Origin of the sequence: Mesorhizobium sp. M1312, from assembly GCF_040318115.1 — a bacterium.
Classification (GTDB): domain Bacteria; phylum Pseudomonadota; class Alphaproteobacteria; order Rhizobiales; family Rhizobiaceae; genus Mesorhizobium.
This window is the reverse complement of record NZ_JAMYLQ010000012.1, coordinates 114,194-139,800: the sequence shown is the minus strand read 5'-3', so window position 1 is coordinate 139,800 and position 25,607 is coordinate 114,194. Positions and strand designations below refer to the sequence as shown.

25 protein-coding genes and 1 tRNA gene are annotated in these 25,607 nt (G+C 61.9%); 6 read left to right on the top strand and 20 right to left on the bottom strand.

What is annotated here, in order from left to right; genetic code table 11:
* Positions 1-91 precede the first annotated feature (91 nt).
* On the bottom strand, positions 92-799 hold the full coding sequence (locus NKH36_RS16350) for a metal-dependent hydrolase (protein ID WP_352962942.1): 708 nt from the start codon (positions 797-799) through the stop codon (positions 92-94).
* A gap of 100 nt (positions 800-899) precedes the next feature.
* Between NKH36_RS16350 and ruvX the strand changes: the two genes are divergently transcribed.
* On the top strand, positions 900-1,385 hold the full coding sequence (gene ruvX, locus NKH36_RS16345; RefSeq protein ID WP_352962944.1) for a Holliday junction resolvase RuvX: 486 nt from the start codon (positions 900-902) through the stop codon (positions 1,383-1,385).
* On the opposite strand, the gene NKH36_RS16340 is transcribed toward ruvX, so the two are convergent.
* The 3 genes from NKH36_RS16340 to NKH36_RS16330 all read right to left on the bottom strand — a co-directional run bounded on the left by NKH36_RS16340 (position 1,352) and on the right by NKH36_RS16330 (position 3,996).
* Positions 1,352-1,663 (bottom strand): DUF6105 family protein, encoded by a 312-nt coding sequence (locus NKH36_RS16340; protein WP_352962947.1) that lies wholly within the window; start codon positions 1,661-1,663, stop codon positions 1,352-1,354. The two genes, ruvX and NKH36_RS16340, sit on opposite strands and share 34 nt — an antisense overlap.
* Complete coding sequence (locus NKH36_RS16335) at positions 1,663-2,241, bottom strand: hypothetical protein (RefSeq protein ID WP_352962950.1); 579 nt, start codon at positions 2,239-2,241, stop codon at positions 1,663-1,665. The genes NKH36_RS16340 and NKH36_RS16335 overlap by 1 nt, the downstream gene beginning before the upstream one ends.
* 126 nt (positions 2,242-2,367) lie before the next feature.
* The gene (locus NKH36_RS16330; RefSeq protein ID WP_352962953.1) at positions 2,368-3,996 is read right to left on the bottom strand and encodes a DNA alkylation response protein; all 1,629 of its coding nucleotides are present in this window, start codon (positions 3,994-3,996) and stop codon (positions 2,368-2,370) included.
* Positions 3,997-4,154: 158 nt separating this feature from the next.
* Between NKH36_RS16330 and NKH36_RS16325 the strand changes: the two genes are divergently transcribed.
* The 4 genes from NKH36_RS16325 to dprA all read left to right on the top strand — a co-directional run bounded on the left by NKH36_RS16325 (position 4,155) and on the right by dprA (position 8,281).
* Positions 4,155-5,117 carry an aspartate carbamoyltransferase catalytic subunit gene (locus tag NKH36_RS16325; protein ID WP_352962956.1) on the top strand — a complete coding sequence of 321 codons (963 nt, stop codon included), beginning with the start codon at positions 4,155-4,157 and terminating at the stop codon, positions 5,115-5,117.
* Positions 5,114-6,400: a dihydroorotase gene (locus NKH36_RS16320; RefSeq protein ID WP_352962959.1), complete on the top strand. Its 1,287-nt coding sequence runs from the start codon at positions 5,114-5,116 to the stop codon at positions 6,398-6,400. Before NKH36_RS16325 ends, NKH36_RS16320 begins: the two co-directional genes overlap by 4 nt.
* A gap of 172 nt (positions 6,401-6,572) precedes the next feature.
* Positions 6,573-7,160 carry a glycerol-3-phosphate 1-O-acyltransferase PlsY gene (gene plsY / locus NKH36_RS16315; RefSeq protein ID WP_352962962.1) on the top strand — a complete coding sequence of 196 codons (588 nt, stop codon included), beginning with the start codon at positions 6,573-6,575 and terminating at the stop codon, positions 7,158-7,160.
* Entirely contained in the window at positions 7,157-8,281 is a 1,125-nt protein-coding gene (dprA, locus tag NKH36_RS16310) for a DNA-processing protein DprA (protein WP_352962965.1), read from the top strand. The genes plsY and dprA overlap by 4 nt, the downstream gene beginning before the upstream one ends.
* A 140-nt stretch (positions 8,282-8,421) precedes the next feature.
* On the opposite strand, the gene NKH36_RS16305 is transcribed toward dprA, so the two are convergent.
* Positions 8,422-8,497 (bottom strand) — tRNA-Lys (locus tag NKH36_RS16305).
* 260 nt (positions 8,498-8,757) lie between these two features.
* Here NKH36_RS16305 and NKH36_RS16300 point away from each other — a divergent pair.
* Positions 8,758-9,276 (top strand): BA14K family protein, encoded by a 519-nt coding sequence (locus NKH36_RS16300; protein ID WP_352962969.1) that lies wholly within the window; start codon positions 8,758-8,760, stop codon positions 9,274-9,276.
* Between the two features lie 75 nt (positions 9,277-9,351).
* Here the strand turns inward: NKH36_RS16300 and glpK are convergent, their stop codons facing one another.
* From glpK to NKH36_RS16225, 15 genes are all read right to left on the bottom strand, one after another.
* Positions 9,352-10,845, bottom strand: a complete 1,494-nt coding sequence (glpK, locus tag NKH36_RS16295; protein WP_352962972.1) for a glycerol kinase GlpK — start codon at positions 10,843-10,845, stop codon at positions 9,352-9,354.
* Positions 10,846-10,930: 85 nt separating this feature from the next.
* The gene (locus NKH36_RS16290) at positions 10,931-12,673 is read right to left on the bottom strand and encodes an ABC transporter substrate-binding protein (RefSeq protein ID WP_352962975.1); all 1,743 of its coding nucleotides are present in this window, start codon (positions 12,671-12,673) and stop codon (positions 10,931-10,933) included.
* Positions 12,674-12,745: 72 nt separating this feature from the next.
* Entirely contained in the window at positions 12,746-13,027 is a 282-nt protein-coding gene (locus tag NKH36_RS16285) for a DUF2160 domain-containing protein (RefSeq protein ID WP_027151937.1), read from the bottom strand.
* 26 nt (positions 13,028-13,053) lie between these two features.
* Positions 13,054-13,872, bottom strand: coding sequence for a carbohydrate ABC transporter permease (locus tag NKH36_RS16280; protein ID WP_352962978.1), 819 nt, complete (start codon positions 13,870-13,872; stop codon positions 13,054-13,056).
* A gap of 112 nt (positions 13,873-13,984) precedes the next feature.
* The gene (locus NKH36_RS16275; protein WP_065007669.1) at positions 13,985-14,851 is read right to left on the bottom strand and encodes a carbohydrate ABC transporter permease; all 867 of its coding nucleotides are present in this window, start codon (positions 14,849-14,851) and stop codon (positions 13,985-13,987) included.
* 5 nt (positions 14,852-14,856) lie between these two features.
* Complete coding sequence (locus tag NKH36_RS16270; protein ID WP_352962981.1) at positions 14,857-15,927, bottom strand: ABC transporter ATP-binding protein; 1,071 nt, start codon at positions 15,925-15,927, stop codon at positions 14,857-14,859.
* Between the two features lie 13 nt (positions 15,928-15,940).
* Positions 15,941-17,023 (bottom strand): ABC transporter ATP-binding protein, encoded by a 1,083-nt coding sequence (locus tag NKH36_RS16265; RefSeq protein ID WP_352962984.1) that lies wholly within the window; start codon positions 17,021-17,023, stop codon positions 15,941-15,943.
* Between the two features lie 28 nt (positions 17,024-17,051).
* Positions 17,052-18,578, bottom strand: a complete 1,527-nt coding sequence (gene glpD, locus NKH36_RS16260) for a glycerol-3-phosphate dehydrogenase (RefSeq protein WP_352962987.1) — start codon at positions 18,576-18,578, stop codon at positions 17,052-17,054.
* 127 nt (positions 18,579-18,705) lie between these two features.
* A complete protein-coding gene (locus NKH36_RS16255; protein WP_352962990.1) occupies positions 18,706-19,473 on the bottom strand; it encodes a DeoR/GlpR family DNA-binding transcription regulator in 768 nt (255 codons plus the stop codon).
* 129 nt (positions 19,474-19,602) lie between these two features.
* Positions 19,603-21,015, bottom strand: a complete 1,413-nt coding sequence (locus NKH36_RS16250) for a pyridoxal phosphate-dependent decarboxylase family protein (RefSeq protein ID WP_352962993.1) — start codon at positions 21,013-21,015, stop codon at positions 19,603-19,605.
* 56 nt (positions 21,016-21,071) lie between these two features.
* A complete protein-coding gene (locus NKH36_RS16245; RefSeq protein WP_352962995.1) occupies positions 21,072-21,803 on the bottom strand; it encodes a proteasome-type protease in 732 nt (243 codons plus the stop codon).
* Positions 21,804-21,834: 31 nt separating this feature from the next.
* Positions 21,835-22,629 (bottom strand): transglutaminase family protein, encoded by a 795-nt coding sequence (locus tag NKH36_RS16240; protein ID WP_352962998.1) that lies wholly within the window; start codon positions 22,627-22,629, stop codon positions 21,835-21,837.
* Between the two features lie 61 nt (positions 22,630-22,690).
* The gene (locus NKH36_RS16235; RefSeq protein WP_352955368.1) at positions 22,691-23,632 is read right to left on the bottom strand and encodes an alpha-E domain-containing protein; all 942 of its coding nucleotides are present in this window, start codon (positions 23,630-23,632) and stop codon (positions 22,691-22,693) included.
* Positions 23,633-23,653: 21 nt separating this feature from the next.
* Complete coding sequence (locus NKH36_RS16230) at positions 23,654-25,066, bottom strand: circularly permuted type 2 ATP-grasp protein (RefSeq protein WP_352963001.1); 1,413 nt, start codon at positions 25,064-25,066, stop codon at positions 23,654-23,656.
* A gap of 172 nt (positions 25,067-25,238) precedes the next feature.
* Positions 25,239-25,475: an Lrp/AsnC family transcriptional regulator gene (locus tag NKH36_RS16225; RefSeq protein WP_352963003.1), complete on the bottom strand. Its 237-nt coding sequence runs from the start codon at positions 25,473-25,475 to the stop codon at positions 25,239-25,241.
* Positions 25,476-25,607: the final 132 nt, after the last annotated feature.

Below are 25,607 nucleotides of genomic sequence, written 5' to 3'. Positions count from 1 at the left end.
GCGCAACATGCATCGTGCCAAGAACCGGGCCTGAAGGCCTATGGCAGGGCCACGCCGTCGCAGCGCAAATAGCTGCCGCCTGGGGCATCCTCTACAAGGCAATCGTCCCGCCGATCTCCGGCAACGCCACCTTCACGCCGGATCCCTCCAACCCCGCGACAAACTTGTCGGCGGTCTGGTCGATGATCGGGAACGTGCCGAAGTGACTGGGGATGACAGTCTCGAACTGAAAGAAGCGTCGGCAGGCAAGGGCTGCCACCGCGCCACCCATGGTGAAGCGGTCGCCGACCGGCACGATGCCGATCTTCGGCTCATGCAATTCGTTGATCAGCGCCATATCGGAAAAGATATCGGTGTCGCCCAAATGATAGAGCGTCTTGTCCTCCGGAAAATGCAGGACGAGACCGCCCGGATTGCCAAGATAGGTGTTCTGGCCATTGTCACCCTGGAACGACGATGAATGCAGCGCCTGGACGAAGGTAGTGGTGAAACCGCCGCAATCGACGGTGCCGCCGATATTGCCGGGATTGATCTTCTTGTCGCTGGCGCCCTTGCCGACCAGATACATGCAGACCTCGAAATTGGCGACCAGCATGGCGCCGGTTTTCCCAAGCACTTCGAGCGCACCGCTGATGTGATCGCTATGGCCATGGGTCAAAAGGACATGCGTGACTCCTTCCGCCGGCTCTTCCCAGCCGCCCGTCCATGACGGATTGCCGATCAGATAGGGATCGATGAGGATTTTCGCGTCAGTGGTTTCGATGCGGAATGCGGAATGTCCGTACCAGGTCAGTTTCATGAACGCTTTCCTCGATTTCTGCTTCGCCAAAGGATAGAACGCCGGCAGTGAAATTAAAGTCCCACAGCGTCCTTTGCGGCGTGTAGTCCAAGGAAGGCCGTTGAGCATCATCACCATTGAAGAGTTGCCGGCGCGGCTCAGCGGCGGCAAGACGCTGGCCGGGCTCGACCTCGGCGACAAGACGATTGGCGTGGCGGTGTCCGACCGGGGCTTTGCCTTCGCCCACCCGCGTCCGGTCATCATGCGCAGGAAATTCTCGTTGGATGCAGCTGTGCTGCTCGCCTTGCTGCAGAAAGAGAATGTCGGCGCCGTGGTGCTCGGCCTGCCGATCAACATGGACGGGTCGGAAGGCCCGCGCGCCCAGAAATCCCGCGCGTTCGCCCGCAACATGGCTGGTGTGACCGACCTACCCTTCGTTTTGTGGGACGAGCGACTGTCGACGGTGGCGGCTGAGCGGACGTTGATCGAGATGGATTTTTCGCGCCGCAAACGCGCCGGCAAGATCGATTCGGCCGCGGCTGCCTTTATTTTGCAGGGCGTTCTCGACCGGCTTCAAGCGCTCGGCGTCGGTGCCTGGTCGACATAACGGTCGCGCATTATCCTAATCCAGCCACCGATCACCCGGCGGCGGCGAAACGCCCAAAACGCCATGAGCAGCAGACTGTCGAGGATGCAGGCCTTTGCCACCATGCCGGGAATGAGCACCGGATCAATGCCAAGCATTTCCCCATAGAGCTGGAAGACGAGATCATGCAATTGGCGGCTCAGCATGACGTAGCCGAAATTGATGTCGTTGAGCGACAGGAAGAACCAGCCCCAGAACAGGGCGAGCGGGGCCGCCCATAGCACGAACAAGGTGCGCATCAGCGGCCATCCCTCACGTTCGTATCCGCCCTCAAGTTTGCGTCCGGACGTCCGGAAATGCGCGAGAGCGCCGAGTTGTGCGCCGCCGCCTTCGCCATCACATGCGCGGCGTCGCGGATTTCACCGGTGCCCGGAATCGCTGCGGCAAGGGCTGACCGCTGCTCTGCGAGCATGGCGACATAGGAAGCCAGCAGTGCCGCCAGTTGCACCGCGACAACCATGAACAGCCCGTTGACGCCTTGCGCAGCGCCGCCGACGACGATCAGCGACAGTACGCCGGAGGCGGAGATGAAGGCGACCCGCACGACGCCGTCGGTGGCGTCCGGATTTCTCGGGTCGCTAAACAGAGTTTCGACAAAGGCCCAGCAGAACAGCACCGCGACGACAAGCAGCGCTACAGCAAGCGGTGCCACTACGACGGCGTTTTCGAGGTCGGCAAAGCGGGTGTCCTGGACGGCGACGCCGAGCACGCCAAGCGCTGCCGCAACACCGCGATTCCCGTCGATGCAGAGGAACGCCAGCAGGGCGAAAACCACCGCCCAGTGCAAGGCCAGAAAGGAGCTCAATATATGCCGCATGGCGTTCCTGCTTCCGTAAACAGGACAGTGGGCTTTGCGGCCCGCCATCGCAATGGAAACCATTTGTTAAGGTTAACGGTCATCCACAGCGGCGCGACAGACGATGAGAACCTTCCCGAAGTACTTTCAGGTGACCGGCGGATAGAGCGTGTCGATGATCATGCGCGCGTCATGGCGTGAATCGAGCATGCCATAAGTGTTGCGCCACTGGCCGGCGAGGCGCGTCTCGACGAAGGCGTCGGCGATCCGCCCTGCTCCCAGCCTGCGAAGCTCCGCCGCTGCCGCCGACAGCGCCAGTTGCTCGGTGAGCAGACGGGCCGAGCCCTCATCGGTTGCCGCGACCTGCATTGCCGCCTTGAGTACACCAACGGTGCCGCGTCCGCCGGCGCCGAGATCGCGATCGATGCCGGCCAGCACCTCCTCGAACAGGCCGGGTGCGCGCCCCAGCACGCGCAGCACGTCGAGCGCCATGACGTTGCCGGATCCCTCCCAGATCGCGTTGACCGGAGCTTCCCGATAGTAGCGGGCGAGCGGCGCCTCCTCGACATAGCCATTGCCGCCGAGGCATTCCATCGCCTCGTAGAGCAGCGGTGGTGCGATCTTGCAGATCCAGTACTTTACAACCGGCGTCATGGCGCGAGCGAAGGCCGCCTCGCCACGGTCGCCGGCCGCTTCGTCGAAGGAGCGCGCCAGCCGGAACGACAGCGCGGTGGCCGCGGCGACGTCGAGCGCCATGTCGGCCAGCACGCGCTGCATCAGCGGCTGCTCGATCAGATTGGTTCCAAACACCTGGCGGTGACGGGTGTGGTGGACGGCCTCGGCCAGCCCGGCACGCATGATCGCCGACGAGGCGATCGCGCAGTCGAGCCGGGTCAGCGTCACCATGTCCATGATAGTCTTGACGCCCGCCCCTGGCTCGCCGACCATCTCGCCGATGGCGTTGACGAACTCCACTTCGGACGAGGCGTTGGAGCGGTTGCCGAGCTTGTCCTTCAGCCGCTGGAAGCGGAAGCCGTTGCCCGAACCATCGCCGAGAATGCGAGGAACGAGAAAGCACGAAAGCCCTTCCGGCGCCTGCCCAAGCACCAGGAACGCATCCGACATCGGCGCCGACATGAACCATTTGTGGCCGGTCAGCCGATAGAAGCTGCTGCCGGCGCGCTCGGCCCTGGTGACGTTGGCGCGGACGTCGGTGCCGCCCTGCTTCTCGGTCATGCCCATGCCGAGCGTAAGCCCGGCCTTTTCGACCGGCGGCTTTTGGCTCTGGTCATATTTGCGTGTCGTCACGCGCGGCGCCCATTCGCGAAACAGCTTCGGGCTTGCCATCAGCGCTGCCAGCGATGCGCTGGTCATGGTGACGGGACAGAGATGCCCGGTTTCGAGCTCGGCCGTCAGGTAGAAACGGGCAGCGCGCACCTGATGACGGCGGCCGATCTCGGCATCGCCATTTTCCCAGACCGACGAATGCAGTCCGTTCGCCACCGACCGGCGCATCAGCGCATGATAGGCAGGATGGAACTCGACCAGATCGATGCGCCGGCCCTGCCGGTCATGGGTCCTGAGCTTCGGCGTCTCGACATTGGCGAGGCGGGCCAGCTCCTGCGCCTCCTGCGTCAGCACGAAACGGCCAAGCCCATCGAGATCCTTGCGCACCGGATCGGAAAAACGCTCGGCAAGCTGGATCAGCAACGGATCTCCCCGCCAGGCGTTGCCGCCTGCCAGCGGCGGCGGCTGGTTGGTCGCGTCGTCGGTCACGCACTGTCCTTATCATCACAAGGCCACGAATCCGGAGCCATCAGCTAGATATAGCCCAAGCCGCACAACGCGCGCGACGAAAATACCGGGGAGAAAGGCCACAATCCAAAGCTGGTGCTTGCAGCCAAAGGTCCTCCACCCTATAGCAGCGCCTTGAGATGACCGACGCTTCGTCCCTGCCACTCTATCCCCACCGCCATCTTCTGGGCATCCGCGATCTTTCCCCCGCCGACATCGAGCTTTTGCTGGACAGGGCGGACCGGGCGGTCGCGATCTCGCGGCAGTCGGAGAAGAAGACCTCGACGCTGCGCGGCCGCACCCAGATCAACCTCTTCTACGAAGCCTCGACCCGCACGCAGTCGTCGTTCGAGCTGGCTGGAAAACGGCTCGGCGCCGACGTCATGAACATGTCGGTGGCCAGTTCTTCGGTGAAGAAGGGCGAGACGCTGATCGACACGGCGATGACGCTGAACGCTATGCGCCCTGACATATTGATCATCCGCCACCAGTCGGCGGGTGCCGCCGCCCTGCTGGCGCAAAAAGTCGGCTGCTCGGTGATCAACGCCGGCGACGGCGCCCATGAGCACCCGACGCAGGCGCTGCTCGACGCGCTGACCATCCGCCGCGCCAGGGGCCAGCTGTCGAAGCTGATCGTGGCGGTCTGCGGCGACATCCTGCATTCGCGCGTGGCGCGTTCCAACATCATGCTGCTCAATGCGCTCGGCGCCCAGGTCCGCGTCGTGGCGCCGTCGACGCTTTTGCCCGCCGGCATCGAGAAAATGGGCGTGATCGTCACCCGTTCGATGGCCGAAGGGCTCAAGGACGCGGATGTGGTGATGATGCTGCGGCTGCAGCGCGAGCGCATGGAAGGCGCCTTCGTGCCTTCGGTGCGCGAATATTTCCACTATTTCGGCCTCGACGCCGAGAAGCTGAAAGCGGCCAAGGACGGCGCGTTGGTCATGCATCCCGGCCCGATGAACCGCGGCGTGGAGATCGCCTCGGAAATCGCCGACGGGCCGCAGAGCGTAATCCAGGAGCAGGTAGAGATGGGTGTTGCCGTGCGCATGGCAGTGATGGAAGCGCTGCTCGACCCCCGCCGCAACCGCGAAGTTGCCCAATGAGCACAACGGTCTTCAGCCAGGCCCGCATCGTCGATCCGTCGCGCGGCATCGACGATGTCGGCACGGTCATTGTCGAGGGCCGCAAGATCGTCGCTGCCGGCAAGGCGGCCTTGAACCAGGGCGCTCCGCAAGATGCTATCGTCATCGACTGCGCCGGCAAGGCGATCATCCCGGGCCTGATCGATGCGCGCGTCTTCATCGGCGAACCGGGCGGCGAGCACCGCGAAACCATCGCTTCGGCCAGCGTGGCGTCGGCGGCCGGCGGCGTCACTTCCATCGTCATGATGCCCGACACCGACCCGGTAATTGACAATGTCGCGCTGGTCGAATTCGTGCTGCGCACCGCCAAGGATACGGCGATCGTCAACATCTTTCCAGCGGCGGCGATCACCAAGGGCCTCGAAGGCCGCGAGATGACCGAATTCGGCCTGCTGCGCGAGGCCGGCGCGGTCGCCTTCACTGACGGGCGACACACCATATCAAGCGCACTGGTAATGCGCCGCGCGCTGACCTATGCGCGCGATTTCGGCGGCGTGATCGCGCATGAAACACAAGACGCTGACCTCGCCTCGTCCGGCGTCATGAATGAAGGCCTCTATGCCAGCTGGCTCGGCCTTGCCGGCATTCCGCGCGAGGCCGAGTCCATTCCGCTGGAGCGCGATCTTGCGCTGGCGCGGCTGACCGGCGGCGCCTATCACGCGGCCAAGATCTCGACGGCTATGGCGGCGAACGCGGTGACGCGGGCGAAAGGCGACAGCGCGAATGTCACAGCAGGCGTCTCGATCCACAATCTGTCGCTCAATGAGAACGATGTCGGCGAATACCGCACCTTCTTCCGGCTGACGCCGCCGCTCCGCGCCGAGGAAGACCGGCTGGCGATGATCGAGGCGGTCAAGGACGGCACGATCGACCTCATCGTATCCTCGCACGACCCGCAGGACGTCGACACCAAGCGCCTGCCCTTCGCCGATGCCGCGGCCGGTGCCATCGGGCTGGAAACGCTGCTGGGCGCGGCGCTGCGGCTCTATCACAATGGCGACGTGACGCTGCTTAGGCTGGTCGAGACCTTGTCCACAGCGCCGGCAAGACTGTTCGGCCTGCACGGCGGTACGCTGAAACCTGGCGCGGTCGCCGATCTTGCGCTGGTCGATCTCGACGAACCGTGGATCGTCAGCGAAAGCGGCATCCGTTCGCGCTCGAAAAACACCTGTTTCGAAGGCGCGCGGCTGCAGGGCAAGGTCTTGCAAACGATGGTGGCGGGCCGCACAGTGTTTTCAGCCTAGGGAGTGTCGATATTCAGGTGATGCCGGCCTGCGAACGGCGGTTTCCTGTGCTTGCGGTACTCGCGTACCCAAAAGTACGCTGCGTTCCGGTTCTCGGAAACCACTATTCTCGGCTCGGCCTAACCTGAATCTCAACACTCCCTAAAGCCGGCAGTTGGAGTTGGGGGGAACAATGGCTTACGACATCGTCTTGGCGCTGGTGTTCGGCTATCTGCTCGGCTCGATCCCGTTCGGGCTCCTGATCACCCGCGCCGCCGGCCTTGGTGACGTCCGTAACATCGGCTCCGGTAATATCGGCGCCACCAATGTGCTGCGGACCGGCAACAAGGGCCTGGCCGCCGCCACGCTGCTGCTCGACGCGCTGAAAGGCACGGCGGCCGTGCTGATCGCCGTTCGCTTTGCTCCGGAACTCGGGCCCTGGGCGGGCCTTGGCGCCTTCCTCGGCCATCTCTTTCCGGTCTGGCTCGGCTTCAAGGGCGGCAAGGGTGTGGCCACCTATCTCGGCGTGCTGATTGCATTGGCCTGGCAGGTGGCACTGATCTTCGCCGTCGTCTGGCTGGCCGTCGCTTTCCTGTTCCGCTATTCCTCGCTGGCGGCGCTGACGGCAGCAGTCGTCGTGCCGATCGCGCTCTATGTCCTCAGCACGCCTGCGATTGCCGGGCTGTTCGCGCTGATGAGCCTGATCGTCATCGTAAAACACCGGGCCAACATTGCGCGGCTGCTGGCCGGCACCGAGGGCAAGATCGGGGCCAGGGAGTGAACCCGCGCGCCGCCGGACCGCGGCTCAGCGACCGGCAGCGGTTGAGCTGGCTTCGTTTGATCCGCACGCCGAATGTCGGCCCGGCCACCTTTCGCGACCTGATCAACCGCTTCGGCTCGGCCGAGACGGCGATCGAGATGCTGCCCGAGCTGATGATTTCGGGAGGCGCCAGAAATATCGTCCGCATCCCGTCGATTGCCGAGGCCGAGGCGGAACTGGAGACAGCCCGGCGGGCCGGCGCCCGCTTCGTCGGCATCGGCGAGGCCGACTATCCGCCATTGATGAAAAGCATGGACCATCCGCCGCCGCTGCTCGCGGTCAAGGGCGAAGGCGCGGTGTTCCGGCTGCCGGCAGTTGCCATCGTCGGCGCCCGCAACGCCTCGCTGGCCGGTATCAAGATGGCGCGAACGCTCGCCGCCGAACTCGGCCGCGACGGCTACGGCATCGTCTCCGGCCTGGCGCGCGGCATCGACACGGCAGCACATCTGGGCAGCCTTGCGTCAGGCACGATCGGTGTGCTGGCCGGCGGCCTCGACCTGCCCTACCCGCCCGAGAATGCCGAACTCTGTAACGAGATTGCCGAGCGCGGCGGCGCCGTTATTTCAGAGATGCCGTTCGGCTGGCAGCCGCGCGCCCAGGATTTTCCGCGCCGCAACCGCCTTGTCGCCGGCGCGGCATTGGGGCTGGTCGTGGTTGAGGCCGCGCAACGCTCCGGCTCGCTGATCAGCGCCAGGCTTGCCGGCGAGATGGGCCGGCTGGTCTTCGCCGTCCCCGGGTCGCCGCTCGATCCGCGCGCCGCCGGCGCCAACGCCTTGCTCAAAGACGGCGCCACTTTGGTCACCGAGGCATCGGACATCACCAGTGCGATCGCGCCGCTGGTCGGCGCGCTGGCGCCAAGGACGGCGCCGCTTGGGGAGCCGCCCGACTTTTCGGCAACGCCACCGCCCGGCGAAGACGACCGCGCCCGCGTTATCGAAGCCCTCGGCCCGACGCCGGTGGCGATCGACGAAATCATCCGCCACACCGGCCTGCATCCCGCCCAGGTTTTCATGGTGCTGCTGGAACTCGACCTCGCCGGCCGGCTGGAGCGCCACGCCGGCGGGAACGTCTCGCTGGTGTGATCGAAGTTTTCCGGATGTCTAACACACGATTCATTGGGAGAGCTGCCTCGATGCTCGCCTCATCCGCCTGTTGCTGGTCGCGTTTGTCGTGGCAGTAATCCGCGGATAAGCCTAAATAACTGAATTTTAACGTGAAACAATGGTGAGCGCGCAGGGATTCGAACCCTGGACCTACTGATTAAAAGTCAGTTGCTCTACCGGCTGAGCTACGCGCTCCCGCGGGCTCAGAATGCCGCCCTCGAAATTGCGCGGAACATAGGGAGAGTGCCTCGACCGGTCAACCGGAAAAGTGGGCGCGTAAGCCGGGCTTTTGCGGTCTCGTGACGCCTCGCAAACCGTTTCGATAAGGTCGGAGCGGCTGTCTCGCACAAAACCGAGACGCATTACAAATCAGCAGCTTGCTTTTTTGGGCGGAACAATTGCGCAACCTGCCCGTTTTTGTCGCTACAAGGGACGACGCTTTCAAGGAGAAGATCATGAACAGGATCATGTCGGGCTTGCTGGCGACCGCGCTGTCAGCGTCATTCGCAGTAGCGGAAATCGTGCCCGTCAACGCCCAGCCCATTTACGTGCCGCTAGGTCAGAACGTCTCGTCGGATGTCCAGACCGTCGACCACTGGCGGTGGAGGCGTAATTTCGACGGCGATCGCGATTTTTCCCGCCGCGATTTCCGCCGTGAGTTCCGCCGTGATTTCCGCCGCGATTTCCGCCGTCGCGATTTCGCCGGTGACGACGGCAGGTATTGGCGCGGCCATCGCGGCTATCGCAGTTGGCGTCGCGGCTATCGCCGTCACGGCGACTACTGGTTCCCGCTGGCTGCCTTCGCCACTGGGGCGCTGATCACCGGCGCGATCATTAACAATCAGCCCCGCCGCATCTATCGGGGCGATTCACACGTGGAGTGGTGCTACAGCCGCTACAGATCTTACCGGGCATATGACAACACGTATCAGCCCTACTACGGACCCCGCCGGCAGTGCATCTCGCCCTATTGATAACCTTGGGCAGAGTTGAATAAGGGTCGTTGAAGAGCCTGCGCCGGCAACGGCGCAGGCTTTTTGTGCGCGAATCTACAGCGTGCTCAGCGTCCTGCGCACGGCATCGCGCCAGCCGGCGAGCTTTGAGGAACGGACCGAGACATTCATATCCGGCTGAAACCGCCGTTCGAGCGCCCAGCTCTTGGCGAATTCCCTTGTCTTCGGCCAGACACCCGCCTTCGAGCCGGCCAGCCATGCCGCGCCGAGCGCGGTCGTCTCAAGGATTGTCGGGCGGTCGACCGGCGCATCGAGGATGTCGGCCAGCCGCTGCAAGGTCCAGTCCGACGCCACCATCCCACCATCGACCCGAAGCACGGTCTTTACTGACGCGCCCTTCCAGTCCCTGCGCATCGCGTCGAGCAGATCGCGGGTCTGGAAAGCCACGGATTCTAATGCGGCGCGGGCAAATTCGGCCGGGCCCGAATTGCGGGTCAGCCCGAAGATGGCGCCGCGCGCCTCGGCGTCCCAATGCGGCGCGCCGAGCCCGACGAAAGCCGGCACCAGATACACATCTTGAGTCGGGTCGGCGCTCGCCGCCAGCACGCCGCTCTGCTCGGCCTTGCCGATCACCTTGATGCCGTCGCGCAGCCACTGGACGGCAGCACCTGCAATGAAGATCGACCCTTCCAGCGCATAAGTAGTCTTGCCGTTCAGCCTGTAGGCAATGGTGGTCAACAGCCGGTTCTTCGAGCGCACCAGATCGCTGCCGGTGTTGAGCAGCGCGAAGCAGCCGGTGCCGTAGGTGGATTTCATCATGCCCGGCTCGAAACAGGCTTGGCCGATGGTCGCCGCGTGCTGGTCGCCGGCCACGCCGAGGATCTTTATTTCTGCGCCGAACAGGCTTTTCTCTGTGATTCCATAATCGTCAGCGCAATCCTTCACCTGTGGCAGCATTTTTTCCGGTATGCCGAGAATGGCCAGAAGCTCGTCGTCCCAGGCATTCTTTTCGATGTTGAAGACCAGCGTTCGCGAGGCATTGGTGGCATCCGTGGCGTGAACCTTGCCGCCGGTCAGCCGCCAGATCAGAAAGCTGTCGATGGTGCCAGCCAGCAATTCGCCCTTCTCGGCGCGTTTCCTGGCGCCCTTCACCTTGTCCAGCATCCAGGCGATCTTGGTGCCGGAGAAATAGGGATCGAGCAGCAGGCCGGTCTTTCTGGTGAACTTCTTCTCCAGCCCCTGCTTCTTCAATTTCTGGCACAGCGGCGCGGTGCGGCGGTCCTGCCAGACAATCGCGTTGTGGATCGGCTTGCCGGTCGCCCTGTCCCAGATGACGACGGTCTCGCGCTGGTTGGTGATGCCGATTGCCGCGACATCCGACGCATCGCGGCCGGCGCTCTTCAGCGCAGCCTTCACCGTCGCCACGACACTCGACCAGATTTCCTCCGGATCGTGCTCGACCCAGCCGGAAGCCGGATAATGCTGGGTGAATTCCTTCTGCCCACTGCCCACCACCTTCATCTCACGGTCGAACAGGATCGCCCGGCTCGATGTCGTTCCCTGGTCGATTGCTAGGATGTGTCCGGTCATGCTGTGTCCCCCATCATTCGCAAAGAAGGGAGACGGCTCGCGCCGCCTCCCTGTAGCCTCTTTCCGCTTTCGCGGTTCGGCAAGCCTACTGGGTGGTCCAGCGCTTGATCAGTTCCTCATAGACGATGGTCTCGCCTTTTGGCTTCTCGTTCTCGAGTTTGGCCTTAGGACCATTCGGCTTGCCTAACCATTCGGCCGGATCTTTCGGCTCGTTGAGTCGTGGACCACAGCCGCCATAGACCTTAGCGGACTCGTCGGCGGCCTGCATGCGGGCCATCGTGATGTCCATTTCCTCAGCGAGGCGGTCCATCGCCTGCTGCGGCGTGAACGCCCCGGAGTTCACGTCGCCGATCTGCTGCCACCATATCTGGGCGAGCTTCGGGTAGTCGGGCACGTTGATGCCGGTCGGCGACCAGGCAACCCGGTCTGGAGAGCGGTAGAACTCCACCCAGCCGCCGAGTTTGGGCGCGCGGTCGGTAAACGACTGATGCCGAATGTCGGAGTCGCGGATCAGAGTGAGCCCGACATGGGACTTTTTCAAAGACACGGTCTTCGACACGACGAACTGCGCATAAAGCCAGGCGGCCTTGGCACGATCGGCCGGGGTCGATTTCAGGATCGTCCAAGAGCCCACGTCCTGATAGCCGATCTTCTGCCCCTCCTTCCAGTACGGGCCATGTGGCGACGGGGCCATGCGCCACAACAAATTGCCCTCATCATCGACCGTGTTGTTGCCTTCCGACTTGGGCTTCACCATGTCGGCGAGGAAAGCCGTGTACCAGAAGATCTGCTGGGCCACGTTGCCTTGGCTCAGCGCGGGCAGCGACTGGTAGAAATCGTAGCTCGCTGCTCCGGGAGGCGCAAAGTTGCGCAGCCACTCGTCCCACTTTGCGATGGCATAGACCGACGCCGGACCATTCGCCTCGCCACCGCGCGAAACGCTCGCGCCGACCGGATTGCAGGTGCCCGCCTCCATGCGAATGCCCCATTCGTCGATCGGGATGCCATTCGGCTCGCCGGGGCTGCCGGTACCGGCCATGGACAGCCACGCGTCAGTCATGCGCCAACCAAGATCGGGTGCGCGCTTGCCGTAGTCCATGTGTCCGAAGACCTGAACGCCGTCGATTTCCTTCACGTCCTTGGAGAAGAATTCGGCGATGTCCTCGTAGGCGGACCAGTTCACCGGGACGCCCAGATCGTAGCCATACTTGGCCTTGAACTTTTCCTTGAGTTCCGGCTTGTCGAACCAGTCCTTGCGGAACCAGTAGAGGTTGGCGAACTGCTGGTCCGGGAGTTGGTAGAGCTTACCGTCCGGGCCGGTCGTGAACTTGATGCCAATGAAGTCTTCGAGATCGAGCGTCGGAAGGGTGACATCCTTGCCTTCGCCGGCCATGAAATCGGTGAGATTCACGGCAAGCTGCAGCCGCGAATGGGTGCCGATCAGGTCGCTGTCGTTGACATAAGCGTCATAAAGGTTGCGGTTGGTCTGCATCTGGGTCTGCACGGCCTGGACGACTTCGCCCTCGCCGAGGATCTGGTGGTTGACCTTGATGCCGGTGATCGCCTCGAACGCCTTGGTGAGCACGGTCGATTCATAGGTGTGTGTCGGGATACCTTCCGACAGCACGTTGACTTCCATGCCGGCGAAGGGTTTCGCGGCATCGACAAACCATTGCATTTCGGCTTCCTGAGCCGAGCGATCAAGGGTCGAAAGACCATTGATTTCCGTGTCAAGGAATGTCTTGGCTTCGTCCATGCCTGCGTAGGCCTGACTGGCCCCGAGCAGCAGGACTAGTGCCGTTGTCGATGTTAGTAGGTGACGTCGCATGAGGTTCCTCCCATTTCGGTTTCAAGTGCGATCGGAGCGGTCGTTGTGCGGCCGCTCCAACAGTTTCTCCCCCTAGACGAATCGAAAAACGCCGATGGCGTAGACGATCGAGAGGGCGAGTGCCCACCACAGGTTGGGTCCGACAAGACCCAGCCAAGCGAGATGGATGTAGGCGCTGCCTAGCAGCGAAATGAACAGTCGGTCGCCACGCGTAGTATCGAGCCCGAGAATGCCATGGCGCGGCGCTCCGCCAGGACTGGCCCACTCCCACACGGTCATCCCGACCAGAAGAAGCAGGATCACGCCGAAGAAGGTGGCGGTCTGCCAAGTCCAGGCCATCCATGACAGATCCATCGTCTTTACTCCTTCCCGCGCCCCCGCTAGACGCGGCCGAGCGCAAACCCCTTGGCGATATAGTTCCGGACGAACCAAATGACGATCGCGCCCGGAACGATGGTGAGCACGCCGGCGGCCGCCAACAATCCGAGTTCGTAGCCCGATGTGCTCGCCGTCCGGGTCATCACGGCGGCGATCGGCTTCGCGGCGACAGACGTCAGCGTCTTGGCGAGCAACAGCTCCACCCAAGAGAACATGAAGCAGAAGAACGCCGTGACACCGATGCCGGAAGCGATCAGCGGCATGAATATCTTCACGAAGAACCGCGGCCAGGAATAGCCGTCTATGAAGGCCGTCTCGTCGATCTCCTTCGGCACGCCAGACATGAAGCCTTCGAGAATCCACACTGCGAGCGGTATGTTGAACAGGCAGTGCGCCAGCGCAACGGCCCATGGTGTGTCGAAGAGATTGATGGCCGAGTAGAGCTGGTAAAACGGCAGTGCGAAAACCGCCGGCGGCGCCATGCGGTTGGTCAGCAGCCAGAAGAACAGATGCTTGTCGCCAAGGAAGCGGTAGCGCGAGAAGGCATAGGCAGCGGGCAGCGCCACGCTGACCGAAATCGCAGTGTTGATAAATACATAGCTGATGGAGCTGATGTAGCCATTGTACCAAACGGGGTTGGTGAGGATCTCGACATAGCTCGCCACCGTGAAACTGCGTGGCCACAATGAAAAGCCGCCAAGGATTTCGTTCGTCGTCTTGAACGACATGTTGAGCAGCCAGTAGATCGGCAGCATCAGGAAGATGATGTAGACCGTCGGCACGAGCCAAAGGAAGCGCGCCTCCCGGCGGCGTCCGCTCATTACGCTCGCCGACTGGAGACCCGCCGCATTCGACGCCGGTGGCGGCGTTGTCTGCTCTCGCATCAAAACGTCGCCCCTTTTATCCCCAAGGCCTTCCTTCACTGATGTCATCTCAGCCCTCCGCTTCGGATTGGGTCATCAGGGTGTAGAAGAGCCACGACACCAGCAGCGTCATCAGGAAGTAGATGATGCTCATGGCCGCCGCGATTCCGAGGTTGAATTCGCCGAGCGCTGCCTTGACAAGATCGATCGACAGGAAGGTCGTGGCATTGCCCGGTCCCCCGCCTGTCAGTACGAACGGTTCAGTGTAGACCATGAAGGAATCCATGAACCGCAGCAGCATGGCAATGGTCAGCACGCGCTTCATCTTGGGCAGCTGGATAAAGCGGAACACCGACCAGCGTGATGCACCGTCAATCTTTGCAGCCTGATAGTAGGCGTCGGGTATCGAGACGAGGCCTGCATAGGCGAGCAGCACCACCAGCGAGGTCCAATGCCATACGTCCATCAGGACGACGGTGAACCAGGCCGACAGCGGCTGGCTGGTGAAATTGTAGCTAATGCCCATCGCGTTGATAACATAACCGAGCAGCCCGATGTCCGGCAGCGCAAAGATGTTCCACATAGCGCCGACGACGTTCCATGGGATCAGCAACGGCAGCGACATCAACACCAGGCAGACCGCGACCCATGGGCCGGAACGCGGCATGGCAAGCGCCACCGCCACGCCTAGCGGCACCTCGATCAGCAGGATTAACCCGGTGAAGGCGAACTGGCGCAGGAGCGATGCGTGGAAGCGCGGCGAATTAAGGACTTCCTGGAACCACTTAACGCCTTCAAAGAAGAACAGGTTGTTTCCGAACGTCTCCTGAACTGAATAGTTGACCACCGTCATCAGCGGGATGATTGCGTTGAACGCCACCAGCACCAGCACCGGAAGCACCATGAACCACGCCTTGTTGTTCCAGGTCTTATCCATGGAGTTCAGCCTCCCATCTCGACGCGCCAGGAATCGGCATAGATGTTGATGCCGGCCGGGTCGAAAGCGATCTTCGGATCGGCGGGGATATCCTCGTCCTCGCCGACGATCGCCGCGATGTCGCGGCCTTCGAAATTGGCGCGCACCACCTTGTGGCGGCCAATATCCTCGACCTTCCGGATTGAAACTGGCATGCCGCTAGCGCCAAGCCTGACATATTCGGGGCGGATGCCGAGTTCGATCGAGCCTTTGATTCCGGCCTTGGGCGCGCCCGGCAATTCGATCGTCTGGCTGCCGAGCCGCGCGCTCCTGCCTTCGACCGCGACCGGCATGACGTTCATGCCCGGCGAGCCGATAAAATAGCCGACGAATGTATGCTTGGGACGCTCGAACAGTTCGGCTGGAGAGCCGATCTGCACGATCTCGCCCTCATACATGACGACGACGTTCTCGGCGAAGGTGAGCGCCTCGGTCTGGTCGTGCGTGACATAGACCATGGTGAAACCGAAGCGCCTGTGCAGCTGCTTCAGCTGCGAGCGCAGCACCCACTTCATATGCGGGTCGATGACGGTCAGCGGCTCGTCGAACAGGATCGCGTTCACGTCAGAGCGCACCAGCCCGCGTCCGAGCGAGATCTTCTGCTTCTGATCGGCAGTCAGCCCCCTCGCCTTTCTTTTGGCCATATCGGCCAGACCGGTCATTTCCAGTGTTTCGCGGACCTTTCGGTCGACGTCAGGTTCCGAAACGCCGCGGTTGCGCAACGGGAACGCCAGATTGTCGTAGACGGTCATGGTGTCGTAGATGACCGGGAACTGGAACACCTGGGCGATATTGCGCTCCTGCGTCGACAGATTGGTCACGTCCTTGCCGTCGAACAGAAGCTCGCCATGCGACGGGTACAGCAGGCCGGAAATGATGTTGAGCAGCGTAGTCTTGCCGCAGCCCGACGGCCCAAGCAGCGCATAGGCGCCGCCGTCCTCGAACGCGTGATGCACCTCCTTCAGCGCATAGTCCTTGTCCGACTTCGGATGCGGCCCGTAGGCGTGGCGGATGTGATTGCAGTCGATGCGCGCCATGTGCCCTCCTCCCTCAAGCCGCCAGCATCTGTGGCGGCGCGGCCGAGCGGCCGTTCGCGTCGAAAACCATGATGTGCCGCGGATCGATGAACACCTCGATGGTCTGGTCCGGCTCGAACACCAGGATGCCGTGCTCCAGCATCACCCAGCGGACATCGGCGAAGTCGAGATGCACAAAGCTTTCCGAACCGGTGATCTCGGTGACCGAGACCTTGGCTCTCACCGGAACCGCCGACGGGCTCGGCCGAGCAAGAGAGAGATGGTGGGGCTGGAAGCCGATCGTGTAACTCGTATCGGCAATACCGGCGAGCGCGGCCGGCACCGGGAGGTTCACCCCACCATCAAGAAGGAAGCTCGAACCGCTCTTCTTCAGCACGATCGTGTTGAGCGGCGGATCGGCGAATGTCTTGGCCGTGACGAGGTCGTTCGGCCTGCGGAAGACGTCGATCGTCGGGCCGAACTGGGTGATGCGGCCTTCGGAAAGCGTCGCCGTGTTGCCACCGAGCAGCAAGGCTTCGTGCGGCTCCGTCGTGGCGTAGACGAAGATGTTGCCGGTCGCGGCGAATATTTTCGGCAATTCCGCACGCAGCTCCTCGCGCAGCTTGTAGTCGAGGTTGGCGAGCGGCTCGTCGAGCAGCACGAGGCTGGCGTTCTTGACGATGGCGCGCGCCAGCGCGGTGCGCTGCTGCTGGCCGCCGGAGAGGCTGAGCGGCGTGCGGTCGAGGAAGGGTGTCAGCTTGAGAAGGGCTGCGGCATTGCGCACCTCCTTGTCGATCTTTGTCCGCTCGGTCCCGGCCACCCTCAGCGGCGAGGCGATGTTCTCGTAAACGGTCATCGCCGGATAGTTGATGAACTGCTGGTAGACCATGGCGACGTTACGCTTCTGCACCGGGATGCCGGTGACATCCTTGCCATCGAACCAGACCGAACCGGATGTCGGCACATCAAGGCCGGCCATCAGCCGCATCAGGCTGGTCTTGCCGGAAAGCGTCGGTCCGAGAAGGACGTTGAGCGAGCCGTGCTGAAGCGTCAGCGACACGTCGCGTATATGCTCCGTCGCGCCGACCGTCTTCGTCACGTTTCTCAGTTCCAGCATGATGCCTCCTCCCAGGCTTTCTGCATGACTATTCGGCAGCCGCGACATGGCGCCGGCTTATCCCGCGCATGAATTCGTCGAGCGCTGCCGTCTGCTCGCGGCTCAGCTGCAGGCCGCGCTTGGTCCTGCGCCACAATACATCTTCAGCCGTCATCGCCCATTCATTTTGAACGAGATAGCGGACCTCGGCCTCGTAGAGATCGGCGCCAAAGTTGCGACCAAGGTCGGCATTCGACCTGGCGAGGCCCAGCAGCATCCTTGCGCGAGTCCCGTAAAGCCGGGTCAGGCGGCGCGCCAGACGCGCGTCGAGGAACGGATAGGCCGTCTTCAATTTCGCCACTTCGGTGTCGAACCCGCTCGCCGGGAAATCGCCGCCCGGAAGCGGCGCGTTTGCCGTCCACGGCTTGCCGCGCTTGCCGAGAAAACCCTCGATTTTCTCGAGCATCGATTCCGACAGCCGGCGATAGGTGGTGATCTTGCCGCCGAAAGTGTTGATGATCGGCGCCGTGCCCTCGCCGCCGTCGGTCTTCAGCACATAATCGCGGGTTGCTTCCTGCGCCTTCGAGGCGCCGTCGTCATAAAGCGGGCGCACGGCGGAATAGGTCCAGACGATGTCCGAACGCTTGACCGGTTTCGCGAAATATTCGCTCGCCGCAGCACAAAGATAATCGATCTCGGCATCGCTGATCTTCACGTCGTGCGGGTCGCCAGAATAGTCTTGGTCGGTGGTGCCGATCAGCGTGAACTCTTCCTCGTAAGGAATGGCAAAGATGATGCGGCCATCCTTGTTCTGGAAGAAATAGGCGCGCGGATCGTCGAACTTCTTGCCGATGACGATATGGCTACCCTGGACCAGCCGGACATTGTGCACATCGTTCAAGCCGACCGTAGCCGACAGCACGTGGTCGACCCATGGACCGGCGGCATTGACCAAAAGCCGCGCCTTGACCTCTTCGGCCTCCCCGGTCTGTGTATTTTCCAGTCTGACCGTCCAAAGCTGGCCTTCCCGGCGTGCGGCCATGACTTTCGTGCGGGTTCGGATCGTTGCGCCGCGATCGGCGGCGTCGCGGGCGTTCAGGGCCACCAGCCGCGCATCGTTGACCCAGGCGTCGGAATATTCGAAGGCTTTGCGAAACAACGGTTTCAGCGGCTTGCCGGCTGGGTCCTTTGCCATGTCCAGCGTCTTGGTCGCCGGCAGCAATTTGCGCCCGCCAATGTGGTCGTAAAGGAAAAGGCCGAGCCTGATCAGCCAGGCCGGTCGCAGGCCCTTGGCATAGGGCAGCACGAAGCGCATCGGCCAGATGATGTGCGGTGCGTTCTTCCAGAGAATCTCGCGTTCCATCAGCGCTTCGCGCACCAGGCGGAACTCGTAGAACTCGAGATAGCGCAAGCCGCCATGGATCAGTTTGGTCGAGCCGGAGGAAGTGCCGCTGGCCAGATCGTTCATTTCGGCAAGGAAAACCGAGTAGCCGCGCCCAACCGCATCGCGGGCAATGCCGCAGCCGTTGATACCGCCACCGATGACGAAGATGTCATGGATCGGAGGTGCGCCCACAATAGTCCTCCCGGATTTCGCATTGCAGCATTTTTAGGTTTTTACGAAACCGTAGGGGGATTATTTCGAAATGGGAACGAATGTCAAACGAAATATAAACAGCCGCCGTTGCCGCAACGGCAACCCTCTAGGAAAGCGACGTTTCGATCAGTTGAACCTCTGCTTCCTGGCAGATCTTGCACACCGACGGGATGTCGCAGCGGTCGGTGATGAAGGTGTTGACCTGCGACAGGTGGCCGATGCGAACCGGCGCCGTTCGCTCGAACTTGGTCTGGTCGGAAACGAGGATGACATGCCTTGCATTGGCGATGATCGCCTGAGCCACCTTGACTTCACGAAAATCGAAATCGAGCAACGCACCGTCATGGTCGATCGCCGAGGCGCCGATCACCGCGTAGTCGACCTTGAACTGCCTGATGAAATCGACCGCCGCCTCGCCGACCACGCCGCCATCGGAGCCGCGCACGACGCCGCCGGCAATCACCACCTCGATCGAAGGATATATACGCATCCTATTGGCAACATTAATATTATTGGTGATGACCATCAAGCCGGTATGATCGAGGAGCGCCTTGCTGACCGACTCCGTCGTGGTGCCGATATTGATGAACAGCGAGGCATTGTCCGGGATCAACCTGGCTGCTGCGCGGCCGATCGCCTCCTTCTCCTCGGCGGCGATCTTGCGCCTCGCTTCATACTCCATGTTCTCGATGCCGGACGGAAACAGCGCCCCGCCATGGATACGGGAAAGCAGCCGCTGGTCGCACAAATCGTTAAGGTCCTTGCGGATGGTCTGCGGCGTCACGTTGAAATGCGTTGCCAGATCGTCGACCAGCACGCGGCCATTGTCCTTGGCCATCTGGATGATTTCGGAATGACGCGGCGACAGATACATTGGGGACCTCCCGTTTTCGTTTTTCTTGTCTATAGCGGAAAACGAAAGTGATGAAAAGGCATAAGCCGGCTAACGAAATTACATGCGTCCAAAGACAAACCTCGCCGCAACTTTGCCGACCAATTCAACTCAACCCAGACCGCGGGCGATTTCGGTGACGACCTCGAAAGCGGTGTCGACATCCGCCGCCGTCGTCTCGAATTGACCGACCTGAAAGCGGATCGCGACCTGTCCGTCCACCCGTGTCTGCGTCAGGTAGATGCGGCCATCGTCGTTGATCGCGTTGACCAGCCGCAGATTGTGCTCGTCCGAATCGATACCGGCCGCCGCCAGATGCCGGAACGAAAACAGCGACAGCATCGGTTCCGTGACGATCTCGAAATCCGATTCCCGAGCCAGCCGCGCGGCAAGGCCTTCACTCCAGGCGACATGGCTGCGGATCATGGTCCGCAGATTCTCCAGCCCATGGGCGCGCAGCAGGAACCATAGTTTCAGTGCGCGAAAGCGCCGCCCGAGCGGCACCGACCATTCGGAATAGTTGATGATGCCGTCGCGTCCATGCGTCTTCAGGTAATCCGGCTTGATGGCGAGCGTCCGCACCAGGTCTTCCGGCCGGCGGATGAACTGTATCGAGCAGTCAAACTGCGCGCCCAGCCATTTGTGCGGGTTGAAGACGATGGAATCCGCCTGCTCCACGCCCGCCCAGAAATGTCGGTATTCCGGACATATCATCGCCGATCCGGCCCAGGCGGCATCGACATGCAGATAGAGCCCGTACCGGTTTGCCACAGCGGCGACGCCGGCGATGTCATCGGTGCCGCCGGTGCTGGTGCCGCCGACACAAGCGATGATGCCGGCCGGCAGCATGCCCGCATCCCGGTCGGCGACGATCGCCGTTTCGAGGGCTGTGACATCCATGGCGCGAAGGCGGCCGGCAACCGGAATGCGCACGAGATTGTCCTCGCCGATGCCCGATACCCAGATCGCCCGGTCGATGGAAGTATGGACCTGGTCGGAAGAATAGACGCGCAATATCGGCTGGCCTTGCAGGCCCTTCTTGTTGCCCTGCCAGTCGAGCGCACGCTCGCGCATGGTCAGCACGGCGGCAAGCGTCGCCGACGATGCCGAATCCTGCATAACGCCGGAAAACCCTTCCGGCAGGCCAAGCGCCTGACGCATCCAGTCGACGACGCGCGTCTCGAGTTCGGTCGCAGCCGGCGAGGTCTGCCAGAGCATGCATTGCGCGGCCATCACCGAGACCAGATATTCGGCCACCACCGAGACCGGTGCGGCGTTGGCCGGGAAATAGGCGAAGAAGCGCGGATGCTGCCAATGCGTCATGCCCGGCAGGATTTTTTGCTCGAAATCGGCGAAGATTGCCTGCATCGTTTCGCCTTTTTCCGGCGGCGAGACGTCGATGCTTCTAGAGATTTCGCCCGGTTCGACAAGCGGCCGCACCGGCCGTTCGCGAAGTGTGCTCCTGTAGTCGGCACCCCATTCGGCCGCGTACAGCGACCATTCCCGGAATTCGTCGCTATTCATTTTTCCTCTCCGTCGCATCGAGCCCAGCAATCAAAGAGCACGAAAAACGGAGGCTTTCATTCGGGAAAATCGGGCAGGCTCGCAAAAGCAGCCTTCAGCGCGTTCGACCAGCCGTCCGAAATGGTGCGGTAGTATTGGTCGTCCTGGGCAATTCGCTTCTTCAGGCTGACTTTGAAGGCATCCTTTTCGTAGAACAGCAGGTCGAGCGGCAGACCGACCGACAGGTTCGATTTCAGCGTCGAGTCAAACGACACCAGCAGCAGTTTCACCGTCTCGGCGAAACTCATCGTCTTTTCATAGGCGCGGATGATGATCGGCTTGCCGTATTTGGTCTCGCCGATCTGGAAAAACGGCGTGTCGTCGGTCGATTCAATGAAATTGCCTTCCGGATAGATCATGAACAGCCGCGGCGCGCTGCCCTTGATCTGGCCGCCAAGGATAAACGAGGCATTGAAATAGGAATCCGCCTTTTCGCCCGCGGGTGACGAACTGGCGATGACTTCCTTGACGGTGTCGCCGACCATCCGCACCGTCTGGTACATAGAAGGCGTTTCAAGCAGGGTCGCGTGGCGATCGGCCACCGCCTTGGTGCGTTCGTCGAGCAAACTGACGACGGCCTGCGTCGTCGCCAGATTGCCGGCCGACATCAGCACAATTACGCGCTCGCCCGGTTCTTCCCAGACATGCATCTTCTTGAAGGTCGAGATCGAATCCATGCCGGCATTGGTGCGCGTGTCCGACATGAACACGAGCCCGCGATCGATCTTCATGCCGACGCAATAGGTCATCGAATCTCTTTGGCAGCAATCTTGCCGTGGATTACTGCTCCACGGTGACGGTGACCGCAAGCTGTTCTTCCGCTTGTCCCAGCCGAATTCCCGACACCGGCGTGGCGTCGCGGTAATCACGACCGGTCGCCACCTTTACATAGCGTTCGTCAGGTGAAATGCCGTTGGCGACGTCGAACGCGACCCAGCCTAGGCCTGCAACATGCGCCTCGGCCCAGGCATGGCTTGCCGCCTGCTCGACCGCCGCATCCATCATCAAATAGCCGCTGACATAGCGGGCCGGAAACCCCATGGCGCGCGCGGCGGCGGCGAAGATGTGGCTATGGTCCTGGCAGACGCCGGTCTTGAGCGCCAGCGCGTCCTCGGCCGGGGTCGCCGCATTGGTGGTACCCGGCGTATAGGCGACGCGCTCGCCGATCACGGCCATCAGCCGGTGCAATCTTTCGATATCGGTCCCCTCGCCGACCGAGGCCGCGAGTTCGCGAATGCCGCCGCCGATCGTGGTCAACGGGGTTTCATGGCCAAACAGCCAGAGCGGCGCGAAACCCTGATGTGGCCCGGAAACGCCAGCGGTGTCGCGGGTCACCACCTCGCCTGATGCCTCGACGGTGATGAAATCGCGGTCACCTTCGACGCTCAAAAGCCGCGTGTCGTTGCCGAAATGGTCGTTAAAGCGCACTTCCTCGCGCGCCCCCTCGATCTTCAGCGCCCAGGACAAAACGGTCTGCGTCGGTCCGCTGACCGGAAGCAGCCGCAACCGCTGCAACAGATAGTGCACCGGCGCATCATAGCGGTATTCGGTCCGGTGAGTGATCTTCAGCCGCATTGCTCTCGTCCCCTGAGCATAACCTTTTCCGGAAACCGGCTTCCACTTTCCGGGATCATACTCAATAAAACCTGTAGTCCTGCGCGATCTCGTCGCCGAGCCTGATGTTGTCGCGGATGAAATTCGCCAGGAATTCATGCAGGCCGGCGTCGAATATGTCCTTGATCGAGCCGGCCGCCAGCATGGCCTGGGTCTTGCCGGCTGTCACATGACAGGCATGGCGCTCGCCATAATCGTCGCCCAGGAATCTGAGATGCTCCGTCAGGAACCGATAGCAGAAGGTCAGCGAGCGCGGCATGCGAACGTTGAGGATCAGATAGTCGGCAATGTTGCTCGGCTTGTAGTCGGCCTCGTAGACCCAGCGATAGGAGCGGTGCGCTGACACCGAGCGCAGGATCGATTCCCACTGGTAGTTGTCGAGCGTCGAACCGACCCACGAGATCGACGGCAACAGCACGTAGTATTTCACGTCCAGGATGCGTGCCGTGTTGTCGGCACGTTCGACATAGGTGCCGAGCTGCGAGAAATCGAAGATCTCGTTGCGCAGCATAGTGCCGTAGAACGAACCGCGGATCAGCGCCGTTTCGCGCTTGATCGCGTCGAGCACGCTGGGCAGATCGCGTTCGTCGATCGGCTTGGCCAGCATGCGCTTCAGCGACATCCAGGCCTCGTTGATGCTTTCCCAGGTTTCGCGCGTCAGGGCGGTGCGCACCATGCGGGCGTTGTTGCGGGCCGTCTCGATCGACGCCATCGTGCTCGACGGGTTCGATGTGTCGCGCAGCAGGAAATCCGCGACATTGGCGGCGGTATAGTCGGAATATTTCTGCGTGAAGGCAGCGTCCGAACCGGCGCTGAGTAGCACCGAATTCCACTCCTCAGAAGCGTTCTGGGTACGGGTCAGCGCCATGCGCAGCCCGGCATCGACCAGCCGTGCCATGTTTTCTGCCCGCTCTATGTAGCGGTTCATCCAGTAGAGCCCGTTGGCAGTGCGGCCTAAAAGCATCCAAAAACCTTCAAATGAAAATTAATCATCCAGCACCCACGTATCCTTGGTGCCGCCGCCCTGCGAGGAGTTGACCACCAGCGAGCCTTGCTTCAGCGCCACGCGCGTCAGCCCGCCCGGCACGATCTGGATGCGATCGGATACCAGCACGTAAGGCCTGAGATCGACATGGCGCGGCGCCAGCCCTTTATCGGTCAGGATCGGACAGGTCGACAGCGCCAGTGTCGGCTGGGCGATGTAGTTCGATGGCTTCGCCGCGAGTTTCTTGGAAAAATCCTCGCATTCCTTCTTGGTCGCCGCCGGCCCGACCAGCATGCCGTAGCCGCCGGACCCGTGCACCTCCTTCACCACCAGCTCGTCAATATGTTCGAGCACGTATTTCAGGCTGTCCGGCTCCGAGCAGCGCCAGGTCGGGATGTTACCGAGGATCGCCTTGCGGCCGGTGTAGAATTCGACGATCTCGGGCATATAGGAATAGATCGCCTTGTCGTCGGCAATGCCTGTTCCCGGCGCATTGGCGATGGTGATGTTGCCGGCGCGGTAGACATCCATGATGCCCGGCACGCCAAGTGCCGAGTCCGGACGGAAGGTCAGCGGATCGAGGAAAGAATCGTCCACCCTTCGATAAAGCACGTCGATCTGCTTGTAGCCTTCGGTCGTGCGCATAGCGACGTGGCCATCGACGACGCGCAGATCCTGCCCCTCGACAAGCTGCACGCCCATCTGGTCGGCAAGGAAGGCATGTTCGAAATAGGCGGAGTTGAAGCTGCCCGGCGTCAGCACGGCGATGGTCGGCGCCCCCTTGGTGCTTTGCGGCCGCACCGCCGCCAGCGACTGGCGCAAGAGCTGCGGATAGTTTTCCACCGGCCGCACCTTGATCTGCTGGAACAGCTCGGGAAAGAGCTGCATCATCGTCTCGCGGTTCTCCAGCATATAGGAGACGCCGGACGGCGTGCGCGCATTGTCCTCCAGCACGTAGAACTCGTTCTCGCTGATGCGCACGATATCGACGCCGATGATATGGGTGTAGACGCCCGCCGGCGGCCGCACTCCGATCATCTCCGGCAGGAACGCCTCGTTCTTGGCGATCAACTCCTTGGGGACGCGCCCGGCGCGCAAGATCTCCTGGCGGTGGTAGATATCGTCGAGAAACGCGTTCAGCGCCTGGACGCGCTGCTCGATGCCTTGCGTCAGCCGTCGCCACTCGTTGCCGGAAATGATGCGCGGAACAATATCGAAGGGAATCAGGCGTTCGGAGGCTTCCTGCTCGCCATAGACGGCAAAGGTGATACCGGTCTTGCGAAAGACGCGTTCGGCGTCCTGCATCTTTTCAGTAAGCCTGGCCGGATCCTGCTCCTTCAGCCAGCGATCGTAAGCCGAATACGGTTTTCTCAATCCGGAGATTTCCGGAAGCATTTCGTCGAACGCTGCCAATCGCATACTCCCCTGTGAGGCCATTTCACTGGCGTCACGGCAGAAAATCAAGCGCAATCGGTGATTTGGAGGATGCTGGCGACCAGTATGTCGCGACCTGCCTAAAATTAGGGCAGCGCCGATATGGCTGGGTCAGGCTTTGCCTTGTGCCCGGGCAGGCGGCAGGCGCCGCTCAGAACGCGCGGAAGGTGACGACCGTAAACGTGTCCTTGATACCGGGAAGAATCTGCACCTTCTCGGTGACGAAGTGGCCGATGTCTTCCTCGTCATCGACATAGAATTTGGCGAGCAGATCGTAGTTGCCGGCTGTCGAGTAGATTTCCGAAGCGATCTCGGCATCGGCCAATGCGCCGGCAACGTCATAGGCCCTGCCCAGATCGCACTTTATCTGCACGAAAAATGCCTTCATTGCCCGGTCCTGCTCAAGCTTGCGCCTACAGCGCCGCGCGTCCTTTTGGACGCGCAAAGGACGCTGTAGCACTTTGATTGCGCATGATCCCTTTCCGAAAATCGATTCCGATTTTCGGGGTCATGCGCATAG